Annotated in this window: 10 protein-coding genes; 4 read left to right on the top strand and 6 right to left on the bottom strand. The window is 65.9% G+C overall.

The window, feature by feature from the left end; all coding sequences use genetic code 11:
* Positions 1-48: 48 nt before the first annotated feature.
* Positions 49-474, bottom strand: a complete 426-nt coding sequence (locus ITX31_RS06050; RefSeq protein WP_323745598.1) for a hypothetical protein — start codon at positions 472-474, stop codon at positions 49-51.
* 256 nt (positions 475-730) lie between these two features.
* On the opposite strand from ITX31_RS06050, the gene ITX31_RS06055 reads away from it, so the two are divergent.
* The gene (locus ITX31_RS06055) at positions 731-979 is read left to right on the top strand and encodes a WhiB family transcriptional regulator (RefSeq protein ID WP_055239553.1); all 249 of its coding nucleotides are present in this window, start codon (positions 731-733) and stop codon (positions 977-979) included.
* 128 nt (positions 980-1,107) lie between these two features.
* Here the strand turns inward: ITX31_RS06055 and ITX31_RS06060 are convergent, their stop codons facing one another.
* From ITX31_RS06060 to ITX31_RS06075, 4 genes are all read right to left on the bottom strand, one after another.
* Entirely contained in the window at positions 1,108-2,589 is a 1,482-nt protein-coding gene (locus tag ITX31_RS06060) for a sensor histidine kinase (protein ID WP_194782582.1), read from the bottom strand.
* Positions 2,590-2,601: 12 nt separating this feature from the next.
* Positions 2,602-7,440, bottom strand: coding sequence for an NAD-glutamate dehydrogenase (locus ITX31_RS06065; RefSeq protein WP_194782583.1), 4,839 nt, complete (start codon positions 7,438-7,440; stop codon positions 2,602-2,604).
* 88 nt (positions 7,441-7,528) lie between these two features.
* Positions 7,529-8,839, bottom strand: coding sequence for an AAA family ATPase (locus ITX31_RS06070; RefSeq protein ID WP_194782584.1), 1,311 nt, complete (start codon positions 8,837-8,839; stop codon positions 7,529-7,531).
* A complete protein-coding gene (locus ITX31_RS06075; protein WP_194782585.1) occupies positions 8,836-9,483 on the bottom strand; it encodes a hypothetical protein in 648 nt (215 codons plus the stop codon). Before ITX31_RS06075 ends, ITX31_RS06070 begins: the two co-directional genes overlap by 4 nt.
* 179 nt (positions 9,484-9,662) lie before the next feature.
* Here ITX31_RS06075 and ITX31_RS06080 point away from each other — a divergent pair, with 179 nt between their 5' ends.
* A complete protein-coding gene (locus ITX31_RS06080) occupies positions 9,663-9,893 on the top strand; it encodes a helix-turn-helix domain-containing protein (protein ID WP_194782586.1) in 231 nt (76 codons plus the stop codon).
* Positions 9,894-9,925: 32 nt separating this feature from the next.
* Here the strand turns inward: ITX31_RS06080 and ITX31_RS06085 are convergent, their stop codons facing one another.
* Complete coding sequence (locus ITX31_RS06085) at positions 9,926-10,474, bottom strand: hypothetical protein (RefSeq protein ID WP_194782587.1); 549 nt, start codon at positions 10,472-10,474, stop codon at positions 9,926-9,928.
* 171 nt (positions 10,475-10,645) lie between these two features.
* Here ITX31_RS06085 and ITX31_RS06090 point away from each other — a divergent pair, with 171 nt between their 5' ends.
* Positions 10,646-11,494: a LysM peptidoglycan-binding domain-containing protein gene (locus ITX31_RS06090; RefSeq protein WP_194782588.1), complete on the top strand. Its 849-nt coding sequence runs from the start codon at positions 10,646-10,648 to the stop codon at positions 11,492-11,494.
* 35 nt (positions 11,495-11,529) lie between these two features.
* Positions 11,530-12,057 (top strand): Rv3235 family protein, encoded by a 528-nt coding sequence (locus tag ITX31_RS06095; RefSeq protein WP_194782589.1) that lies wholly within the window; start codon positions 11,530-11,532, stop codon positions 12,055-12,057.
* The last annotated feature ends 1 nt before the right edge of the window (position 12,058 follow it).

The raw sequence follows: 12,058 nt of genomic DNA on the forward strand, positions 1-12,058 counted from the left end.
CGCTGCTTCCACAGGGTCTCCGCACACCGCGACTGGAGTGCAGGGATCCTAGAAGGTCTTCGCGTCCCCGCCGGCCTGGGAAGTCCAGGCGATAACGGGCTTGGTAAACATCAGCAGGATCACGGCGGCGGCTGGCAGCAGAAGGGCGAGCCCCACCACCACTACCCCGCCCTGCAGCGTGGGCACCGCGATCACGATCATGAACAGCTGCCAGACCAGGGCTGCGGCCCGTGTCCAGCGCATACCCCGGAAGAAGAAGTGCCCCACCACGAGCAGCCAGACAGCCACCAGGACAACCAGGAAGAGACTGAAAACTGCCCCGCCCAGGGACGTCGGCGTGGAGTTCAGGAGGTTGAAGACGTACCAGCCCGCAACACCCAAAAGGGCGAGTGACTCAAAGACCAGAACGGCAGAAATCAGGGTGACTGCTCCGGGGCGCGGTGCATGGGCCGTGAAATTTTGGGGTCTTGACACACTGGCACCCTACCGGAGATAGTCAAGGAGCAGCGACCGGTTAGGGATCCTAGAGGACCGAGGCCACGGGCCTTTGTGACGCATCACTCATCATTTCCGGCAGATTAACAGCTTGTTAACCCTTGTTTGCGTTTCCGTCGCGTGACACCCTAGTAGAGGGGATAAGGGGCCGAGACCGGCCCCTTTAATTTGTGGTTGCTCGTGAATGTTTTCACAAACAAGCTGAGTCAACTTTTCAGAGGAGATAGTGATTAGCATGGATTGGCGGAGCCGCGCAGCATGTCTGGACAAGGATCCGGAGCTGTTCTTCCCCGTAGGGAACACCGGCCCGGCCCTTCTTCAGATTGAAGAGGCCAAGAGCGTTTGCCGCCGGTGCCCGGTCATCGACACCTGCCTTCAGTGGGCTATCGAAACCGGTCAGGACGCCGGCGTCTGGGGCGGCATGAGTGAAGACGAGCGCCGTGCTCTCAAGCGCCGTGCCGCAAGGGCACGCCGCGCTTCCTAAGGAAGCAGAAGACCCCTGAGGTCTTCGGATACTACAAGACTTCTGCCGGGCCCCCCGCCCGGCAAACATGAAGGGCCGCTGCCTGCAGGCTGCGGCCCTTCGTGTTTGCCGGAGTCTAAGGGGACGCTTCAGCGCCGCCTGGCACCATCGAGTTCCATTTCGATCGTAACTTCGGTGCCGCCGCCCGGGCGCGGAGCCCAGAGAATGGTTCCGTCGAGTTCACTCTGGACGAGGGTCCGCACAATCTGCAGGCCGAGTCCTTCCCTGCGGGGTTCCGGAGGCAGGCCAACGCCGTCATCCGACACGGTTACCGTTAGGTTTTCCTCGCCGTCGGCTCCCAGATGGCGCATCGCGTTCAGCCACACCGTGCCGTTCTCCTTGCCCGCCAATCCATGCTCGACGGCGTTTGTCACCAGCTCGTTGATCACCAGCGCGAGCGGGGTCGCCAGGTCGCTGGGAAGCTCGCCGAAAGTCCCCTGCCGCTCGGTGCGAACCGCCTGGGACGGGGACGCCACCTCAGCCGAAAGCCGGAACTGCCGGTCAATGAGCTCGTCGAAATCGACGTTCTGCGTCAACCCCTGGGAGAGCGTTTCGTGGACCAGCGCGATCGTGGACACGCGGCGCATCGCCTGGGCCAGGCCCTGCTTCCCCTCTTCGCTCTCCATCCGCCGTGACTGCATTCGAAGCAGGGCCGCAACGGTCTGCAGGTTGTTCTTCACGCGGTGATGGATCTCGCGGATCGTCGCGTCCTTGGAGACCAGCTCCATTTCCCGCCGGCGCAGCTCAGAGACATCGCGGCACAGCACCAGAGCGCCGAACCGTTCCTTCTCATCGCGCAGCGGGATGGCCCGCAGGGAGAGGCTCACACCGCGGGACTCGATCTCGGTGCGCCACGGCATCCGCCCGGTGACCACCAGAGGCAGAGTCTCGTCCACCATCCTGCGGTCCTTGAGCAGCGCCGTCGTGATCTCTGCCAGCGGCCGGCCCTCCAGCGTCTCCATGTCACCCAGCCGGCGGAACGCGGAAACACCGTTGGGGCTGGCGTACTGCACCACGCCCTGGGCATCGAGCCGGATCAGCCCGTCACCGACCCGTGGGGCGCCGCGGCGCGAACCCGTGGGGGTGGCGAAGTCCGGCCACAGACCCAGCGTTCCCATCCGGAGCAGGTCATAGGCACACTGCCGGTAGGTCAGTTCAAGCCGGGACGGCATCCTGGAACTGGAGAGGTCCATGTGGGAGGTGACGACGGCGAGCGTGCGCCCGTTGCGCACGAACGGAATCGCTTCCACCCGCATGGCCGTTTCCGTGGTCCAGTTCGTTTCGCTGGAGCGCTCGATGGTCTGCGATTTCCACGCCTTGTCCACCAGCGGCTGCAGGTCGGCGCGGATGCGCTCGCCCACGAAGTCGCTGTGGAACACGGTGTGCGACGTCGAGGGCCGGGCGTGTGCCAGAGCCACGTACGTGCCCTCCGGCAGCGGGAACCACAGTGCCAGGTCGGCGAACGCGAGGTCTGCCACCAGCTGCCAGTCCCCCACCAGCAGATGCAGCCACTCGGCGTCGCCGGGACCGAACTCCGCATGGTCCTTGATCGGATCGGTGAATATTGCCATAGCGGACGTCCGTCAGCGCCTTACGATCGAGCGAAGCAGGCGCAGGGCAACTGAAAGTGATGCCATGTCATCCTGCTCGAGCTGGTTTACCTCGGCGAACATCTTGGTTGCGCGCTCGAGGTTGTCTGCGTTCTCCTGCTCCCATGCCTCCATGCGGGTCACCGGGTCTTCACCCTGCATCGACGGCGTGGCCTGCAGGGCGGCGACGGTCATGTCCGCAACCGTGGAGTACAGATCGTCACGCAGGGCGGCACGGGCCAGTGCCTGCCAGCGGTCCCCGCGCGGGAGCTTGGTGATGCGCTCCAGCAGATCGTCTACTCCGTAACGGTCATAGACCGCGTAGTAGACGGCGGCAATGTTCTCTGCCGGTTCCTCGACCTGCCGTGTAGCCAGGGCGACATCGAGCAGGCCGTAGCTTTCGAACTGTTCGGCCCAGTACGTGCCAAGATCCTCCGGCACATCCCAGCCTGACGCCTTTTCAAGCGCTGCTTCCACCCGCTCGCGGTCCCCTCCGCGCATAAAGCGCATGAGGTCCTTGCGCAGCGGCTCGACAATCGGCTTGAAAGCCTGGATGTCCTCGTCGATGGAGCTGCCGCGGCCAACGTGGTTCACGAACCACCGCACGGCGCGGTCCAGCAGGCGGCGCATGTCCAGGTGGATGGCGGTCCAGGTTTCCGTCGGGAAGCTGGCCGGCAGTTTACCCAGCGCGGCAACCACGTCGTCGATCGCGTAGATCTCCCGCAGTGCACTGAACGCACGGGCAACCGTCGCCTCAGTGGCCGAGGTCTCCTCCATGACCCGGAAGGCGAAGGTGATTCCGCCAATGTTGATCATGTCGTTGGCGACCATCGTGGAGATGATTTCGCGCCGCAGCGGATGCGTATCCAGCTGGTCATCGAAGCGATCCACCAGCTGCTTGGGGAAGTACCTGCGGAGGGTTCCGCGGAAGAACGGATCATCCGCCAGGTCCGACGCCGTGAGCGCGCGGGTCAGCTCGATCTTGGCGTAAGCGGCCAGGACGGACAGTTCCGGCGCGGTCAGGCCCTGGCCGTCAGCCACCCGTGCCCGCAGTTCATCCTTGGTGGGCAGTGCTTCCAGGGCACGGTCCAGGCCGGCATGTTCCTCCAGCCAGTCCATGAGCCGCTCGAAGCTCGGGCTCCACTCGATGACGCGCTGGCGGTCGTTGAGCAGCAGCATGTTCTGGTCAATGTTGTCCTGCAGCACCAGGCGGCCGACCTCGTCCGTCATCGAGTGCAGGAACGCTGAACGCTCGGAGGCGTCCAGCCTGCCCGCGGCCACCATACGGTCAACGAAGATCTTGATGTTGACTTCGTGGTCGGAGCAGTCCACACCGGCCGAGTTGTCGATTGCGTCGGTGTTCAGGATGACACCGGACAGCGCAGCCTCGATGCGGCCGCGCTGAGTCATTCCCAGGTTGCCGCCCTCGCCGATGACCTTGGCCCGGACATCCCGTCCGTCGATGCGGATGGAGTCATTGGCCTTGTCCCCAACTTCAGCGTTGGTTTCGGCGGATGCCTTGATGTAGGTGCCGATGCCGCCGTTGTAAAGCAGGTCTACCGGCGCCTTGAGGATGGCCCGAAGCAGCTCCGGCGGGCTGAGCCGGGTAACGCCGGAGTCAAGGCCGAGCACCTCCCGCACCTGCGCGCTGATCGGAATGCTCTTGGTCTGGCGCGGGAACACTCCGCCGCCCTCGCTGATGAGGTTCTCGTCGTAGTCGGCCCAGGACGAGCGGGGCAGTTCGAAGAGCCGCCGCCGTTCCGCATGGGACCGCGCGGCGTCGGGGTTCGGGTCCAGGAACACGTGCCGGTGATCGAAGGCCGCAATGAGCCGCGTATGTTCGGACAGCAGCATGCCGTTGCCGAAGACGTCCCCGCTCATGTCACCCACGCCCACGGCCGTGAAGTCCTCGTTCTGGGTGTCGACGCCGAGTTCGCTGAAGTGCCGCTTCACCGATTCCCAGGCACCGCGGGCGGTGATGCCCATGGCCTTGTGGTCGTAGCCCACGGAGCCGCCGGAAGCGAAGGCGTCACCGAGCCAGAAACCGTATTCAGCGGAAAGCGCGTTGGCAATGTCGGAGAAGGAGGCGGTGCCCTTGTCCGCTGCGACCACCAGGTAGCTGTCATCGCCGTCGTGCCGCACCACGTTTTCCGGCGGGTGGACCTGCTCGCCGTCTTCGGTGACCACCAGGTTGTCAGTGATGTCCAGCAGCCCGCGGATGAAGGTGCGGTAGCTTTCCTTGCCCTCTTCCATCCAGGCGCCGCGGTCCTTCGACGGGTCCGGCAGCTGTTTGGCATAGAAGCCGCCCTTGGCGCCGGTGGGAACAATGACGGCGTTCTTGACCGTCTGGGCCTTGACCAGGCCCAGGATTTCGGTTCGGAAGTCCTCGCGCCGGTCCGACCAGCGCAGGCCGCCGCGGGCCACCTCGCCGAAGCGCAGGTGCACACCCTCTACGCGCGGGGAGTAAACCCAGATCTCATACTTGGGCCGCGGGAACGGAGCTCCGTCGATCACGGCTGTGTTGAGCTTGTGGCTGACGTAGGCCTTGTCCTGGTAGAAGTTGGTGCGCAGAGTCGCCTCGATGAGGTTGGCGAACGTCCGCAGTACGCGGTCCGCGTCCAGGGTGGGAACCTGCTCCAGCCCGGCATCCAGTTCGCTGCGCGCAGCCTCCATCTCCGCCGCGCGCCCGGACTCTTCGAGGGCCGGATCGAACCGGGCCCGGAACATCCGGCCAAGCGCAGCAGTGACCCGGGGGTTGGCCAGCAGCGTGTCCGCGATGAAGCCGTAGGAGTTGGTGTTGCCCATCTGGCGCATGTACTTGGCGTAGCTGCGGAACATCACCACTTCCCGCCAGCCCAGGCCCTGGCCCAGGATCAGGCGATCAAGCGCGTCCGATTCGCTGGCGCCTGAAATGCCCGCACGGAAAGCCTCCGCCAGGAGGGTACCGGTTTCCAGCGGATCCACGCCGGCTCCGTAGCGCAGTCCGAGGTCGTACAGGAACAGCTCGACGCCGTCGCGCCGCCGGATCTCGAACGGACGTTCGTCGAGCACCTCAAGGCCCAGGTTGTGCAGGAAAGGAAGGATCTGGGTCAGGGACTTCGGTTCCAGCAGGTACAGCTTGAGCCGGGCATCGGCGCTGTCGGTGTTCTCGCCGCTGCGGGCCGGAAGGTACACGAAGAGCTCCGGAGCGGTCTCCGGGTTCCGGAGCCGGTCTTCAAACCGGGCGATGTCCGCAAGTGCGTCCTCAACCTCGTACCCCACGCGGTAGTCCATGGGGAACGCGTCGCCCCACTGGGCGGACAGCTCCTCGGCCTGGACCCGGTCGAACTTCCCGCGCAGCACCTCGTCGATTCCCTCGGACCAGGAGCGCGTGGCGTTGACCAGCCGGCGTTCCAGCGCAGCTGCGTCGACGTCCGTGATTTCAACGCCCTTGGGCAGACGGATGCGGAAGAACAGGCGGGCCAGCGCGGATTCGGTCAGGCGCGCCTCGTAGTCAATGGAGTCGGCGTTGAACGTTGACCGCAGCTCGTCCTGGATCCGCAGGCGGACCGAGGTGGTATAGCGGTCGCGCGGCAGGAAGACCAGCGCGGACATGAAGCGTCCGTAGACGTCCGGGCGCAGGAAGAGCCGGGTACGCCGCCGTTCCTGCAGGCGGAGGATGCCCTGGGACGTCTCCAGCAGGCCGTCGACGTCGATCTGGAACAGTTCGTCGCGCGGGAAGGTCTCGAGGATGGAGAGCAGGTCCTTGCCTGAATGCGAGTCCGCGGGGAATCCTGCCCGGCGGACAACTTCCTTGACCTTGTCGCGCAGGATGGGCACGTCCCGGACGGACCCGGTGTAGGCGCCGGTCGCAAACAGGCCAATGAAGCGCCGTTCACCGGTGACGTTGCCTTCGGCGTCGAACCGCTTGACCCCGATGTAGTCGAAGTAGGCCGCGCGGTGCACGGTGGAACGTGAATTCGCCTTGGTGATTACGAGGGCACGTTTCTCCCGCGCCTTCGCCCTGCCGGCCGTTGTCAGATGCTGGACCTTGCCGGCCTCCGAACTTTTGCGCAGCAGTCCAAGGCCCGTGTTCGAAGAAGCGCGGAGCACGTCTTCGCCGTTCTCGTTGATGAGGTCGTATTCGCGGTATCCGAGGAACGTGAAGTTGCCGTCGTCGAGCCACGTGAGCAGCTCCCGTGCCTGCTGCAGGTCAGGGATTCCCGGCCCGGCTGCGGAGAGTTCAGCCGCAATCTCGTGGACCTTGGCCCGCATGCCGGACCAGTCCCTGACGGCAACGCGGACGTCGTCCAGGACCCGAAGCAATCCGTCCACCATCTCCCGGCGGCGGTCCTCATCGCTCAGGCGTGGCACTTCGACGGCAATCCAGGACTCGATGCGCGTGGTCTGGTCGCCGTTGCCCAGCAGGCCGGAGATGTCAGGGAGTGCAGCGGTGTCCCCGCTGGAGATGCCGGCCGCGTTCGGAACCCGCTTAACCTGCTGCAGGGTGTCGCTGTCCCGGTGGCGGGTCGCCAGGAAGGTCGGATGGACCATCAGGCGGATGCCGCTGTTCCGCCGGACGATCTCGGCCGTGACCGAATCGACGAGGAACGGCATGTCGTCGGTGACAATGAGGATGACGCTGGCATCCCCCTGGTCGAAGACGTCTACCGCTGCCGTGCCTTCCGCGCGGGTCCATGCCAGTGCCCGGTGCGCCTCGGCGCGTTCCCGCAAGGCCTGTGGAGGGTAGAGTGCGGCGTCTTCAGCCGCCAGATGCTCGTAGTAGTTCCCGATGAAATCCTCAAGGGAGATATCCGAGCTGGAAAGATCCGTGGTGTTGGATCCAGACGACATTTAATACGCCTCCGAAATTCGCCGCTTAGTACCGGCCGCCCCTTTGCGGCCCGTTTGCTATGAGCCTATCCCGTCGGCAAAGAAAAGGTCACTTCGTGGCTGCCGCGCGCCTCCTTCGCCGTCTGGGGCTGCCGCCTGCGGGAACATTGGCCAGAGCGGCGATCGCCGTCCTCAGCGCCGAGCCGGGAGCCGCTTCCAGCAGCGCCGCCCCTGCCAGCAGGGATGCGTCGGCTGCTTCCCAGTCGGCCGGAAGGAAGGCACTGATCTGCCCGGGACCGAAACGATGCCACGCTTCACCAAGCTGGCGTTCCGGGGAACGCCCGGCGGCCGATCGCCGCACCTTGTTCAACACCACCAGAGGCACCGCCGAGGGTACGGCCGTTTCAAGTTCCGCGAGCGCACGCACCAGGCGCGGAACGCCTACCGGATCGGCGGCTCCGACGGCGTAAACGGTATCAGCGGCTTCCAGGGCCGCCAGGGTTGCCGCGTTGCGCCGCGGCGCCATCGTGTCGAAGCTCAGCTCTTCATCTGCCTCGAGGCTGAAACCGCAGTCCACCACCGTAATGTCTGCGATGCTTCGGGCTTGCGCCAGCACCCGGGCCAGCGAGGTTCCCCGGATCTCAAGCCAGCGGTCCGAGCGAGTGATTCCGGTCAGGACCCGCAGCCTGCCGCTCTTCAGCTGCGCCCGCACGGCAGTTCCTTCCAGGGCCGCCGGCTCCAGCATTCCCTGTTCGGCGAGACGGCACGCCTGCGCGAGGCCTGCCGATTCATCGGTCAGCCCGAGGACGGCGGCGATGCTCGGCGCGTAGGTGTCAGCGTCCACCAGCAGTACTTCGCTGCCGGCAGCCGCGGCCTCGGCCGCGAGGTTCAATGCCAGGGTGGTGCGGCCGGGACCGCCTGCGGGGCCCCACACGGCAACCACGCTGCCGGCCCGGCGCGGGCAGGCGTCATCAGCTGTGCCTCCGGGTTCTCCGCCGAGTTCCCAGCGACGGAGACCGTCCGCCGGATCTGCCAGTGCGGACCGCTCGCCGGGCCCCGGGGCCCGGGATTCCATGGCCAGGACAGCTGCTGAGACCAGCTCCGCCAGCGCCGTGGAGTCAAGGCTCCTTGAAGCATGTTCGACGCCGAGCCGGTCCAGCCTGGCACGGGCGTCCGGGTCATCAGCCAGGACCACAAGGGCGACCCCCGCCGCAGCGACGCGGTCCGCGAGGCTGGCAGTCAGTTCTCCGGCGTCGTCGTCGACGATAGCCGCCCGGGCCATGCCGCTCTGGCAGGCAGCGATCAGTTCCGAAAGCTCACTGCAGCGGCGAATCACGGTGACCGGCCCCTGCAGGCGTTCCAGCCCCTGCACCAGCTCTGCCGTGCCGCTGCCGGAGGTCACTACCGGAATGGCACTCATCCGGCTGAAGGATTGGGGACGACGGCGATCTTCGCCTGGTTGGACAATGCACCCAGCAGGGCGGGAAGGTCTTCATCCTCGACCAGGACCAGCAGGCGGGTGGTATCAGCGCCGGCAATGACCGACTCGTTGACGGAGAGCTCGGAGATCTCCGCCGCGGTGAGGAGGCGGAGCGGTTCACGGTACCCGTTTTGCCCGTCCGGAAGGGAAGCCCAGACGTCCACCCGGTCCCCCGCGCGGATGCCGCTGGGCAGCGGTGCCTGGACGTCGAGTCCGAGGGGTTTGCGGTCGAGGTCTTCCGCCTTGATGAGATCGGCCCGGGAAACCAGCTCGCCCCGGCGGATGATGCTTCCCGCTACGGCGTCTTCAGGAAGTGGATCGGCTGCGGACATGTAGGTGCCCGCCAGTCCGCCGAGGGACACCTGCACCACGTCGAAATCGTCCTCCCCCAGCACCGATCCGACGGGTATCTCGCGCGAGGCAGCCAGGACCTGGATAGTCTGGTCCTGGCTGGCAACCAGTGCGCTCACCCCGGCAATCGAAGCCAGGACCAGGAGAACGCCAAGCAGCAGCCGTGGATCTTTCCACGACGGTTTTTTCAGGCGCGGCGCGGGTGCGTCCGGCGCAGCGGTCTTGAGACTCATTGGTTCCCCCTCGGTTTCCTCCGCCTCCCCGCGGAGTGTTGGAGGTCATTGTGACCCTCAAACGGCAGTATGGAAACGGGTGGAGTACGTATTTTGTGGATAACGGCCGTCCAGCACCAGCAGATGGCAGACTAGGTCAGCAGCGGCACAGTGCCGGAAAGGGTTTGATGGTGGGCACCATGGTGGAGAAAAGGTTCCTCACCCTCGCTGATGTCGGCGAGGTACTGAACATATCTTCCTCTCAGACGTATGCGCTGGTGCGTTCCGGCGAGCTTCCTGCCATCCAAGTGGGCGGCCGGGGCCAGTGGCGGGTTGAGAATGCCAAGCTCGAGGAGTACATAGCGGGTGCGTACCGCCGCGCGGAGGCAGCCAGGGCAACGCTCCCCCAGGACGAGGCCGCAGAAGCCTAGCCCCCGGCGCAGGCTCTTTTCCCCTCGGTTTTCTAGCGGGCGGAGCTGACAGCAGCAATCCGGGAAAAGGGCACCGCAGGTGCAGACGTGACTTTGTCCATCCGCCGCGGGTCCCCGGGCTCAAGAACGGCAAATTCAAGGAAGTCCTTCCCCACCCGGTCGATGCTGCCGTGCAGGACCGCGGCCCGTCCCCGCAGATGCAGGTCCACCGGATGTCGGTCCCGGGCCAGTCCCCTCAGCGCGGAGGCCAGCGGCAGCTGCATCACCGGAACCGATGGGTCGGCATAGCGGTCCATCCCTTCGATCAACTGCACCGCATCCAGTGCCGCGATATGTGAGCCCAACGCTGAGTCGAGCAGGAGCCAGTCCGCTCCCAGCCGGCTAAGCGTTCCCGTGAGCGGGCCGCCTGCCAGTCCCAGATGGACCCGCAGAATCCGGCCGTGCTGCGCCCGGAGCCTGGCCGCCAGGTCCAGTCCAGCGAGTTCGCCGCGCTGGCGGTCTGCAATCTCAGCTTCAAGTCCCGCCTGTCCGGCGGCAGCCAGCTGCGCTTCCAAGTCCGTGAACAACGCCTCCCACCTCATCGGGCAAGGCTAGCGTCCACATTCTTCGCGCACCACTCTGGACAGGGGCACAGCCAAACGCTAGGAAGGACCCCCAAAGAGCTTCAAGTGGGCTTATCAGAGTCAATAAGCATCAAGCAGTATCAAACTGCATTAAATGCATTGAAGACCCAACCGGTGTGAAGGGCAGCTATGACTACACATAAAGCACAACGGCGCAGGACGTTTGAGGACATGTTCCAGGCTGCTGCAGTGGCGGCTGCCGGCACCATGTTGCTGTGCGCCGGCCTGGCGCTGGGTGGACCGGCCGGGTTTGGGGACAGCTACCGGTCGCTCACGGATCTCCAGTCCGCGGCCGGTCTCGCCGCCGCGGGCGCCGGCCTGCTGGTGCTGGGATGGTGGACAGTCGGGCTCGGAGCAGCGTTTCTCTCGGCCGCCCTGCTGCGCGGCGGCAGCTTCCGGGCGGCAGGCTTCCTCGGACGGCTGAGCCCCGGGTTCCTCAAACGGCTCGCAGCTGCCGCCCTGGGTGTGCAGCTGGCTGCGTCACCCCTGCCGGTCCTGGCCGCGCCGCCCGTACCGGCCAGCTCCGCAGCGCCCAGCGCAGGGAATCCCGTCACGGCATGGAGCCTTGACGCGGTTTCGTCGCCCCCTGCCGCCAATCCCGCCTGGCAGCTGGCGGGTGCGGGTGCACAACCATCCGCAGGACCAAACCGCAGCGTCCCGGCAGGCCCGGGTGACTCCCATCGCAGTGACTCCGCCGTGGACCCGCTCTGGAAACCGTCCCCGGGACCGGTGGAGGGCTCACTTCTTATTCCCGGCGGGACGCGGGGAACGGAGCAGCGGGAAGACGCCGTGACCGTGACTGCGGGAGACACCCTCTGGGGCCTGGCGGCAGCCCGGCTGGGACCGCTCGCAACCGATCATGAGATCGCTGAGTACTGGCCGGCGTGGCACGAAACGAACCTCAGAGTGATCGGCCCTGATCCACACCGCCTGTTGCCGGGGCAGGTCCTTGCCGTTCCGCCCCCGCCGGCCCGCTAGCCCGCCCGCCTCCGCGTGCCTGGAAAGGACAACCCATGAGTATCCTGATAATTCTCCCGGCCCCAGGTGAAGTATCCGGGGAGCTGGCAATGGCCAGCGGAGAACCGCGGCCCTTTTTCAGCGCGGTACCCGGCAGCGCTCCGCCAGTGGTCCCCCAACGGCGCCCGGCAGTGGTCAGGGAGGAGACCATGCCGGCAGCCCAACCAGCGGCAAACTGGTCCAGTTCACCCGAGACGGACGCGCGGATAGAAGCGATCAGCCGCTCCGTCACCATGGGAGCCCTCGAGGTACTGGCAGGGGTGCGCCCGCTGCAGCAGCTGGCCCGGTGGCTGGACTTCGAGGAATTCGAGCGCCTGCAGCTTCGAACCAATCTGGTCCGGGGGCGCGGACAGGACCGGCTGCACCGCAATGTGCGCATACTGCGTGTCCGTCTCTGCCCGGTGCGCGAGGGGGTCTACGAGGCGGCGGTGGCGGCAGCCGAAACCAACAGAGTCCGCGCCGTTGCCCTCCGGTTGGAGCAGCGGCGCGGACTCTGGAAAGTTACCGCCCTGGAAATCGGGTAGG

The sequence above is a fragment of the Arthrobacter gandavensis genome, assembly GCF_015355785.1.
GTDB lineage: Bacteria > Actinomycetota > Actinomycetes > Actinomycetales > Micrococcaceae > Arthrobacter_B > Arthrobacter_B gandavensis_A.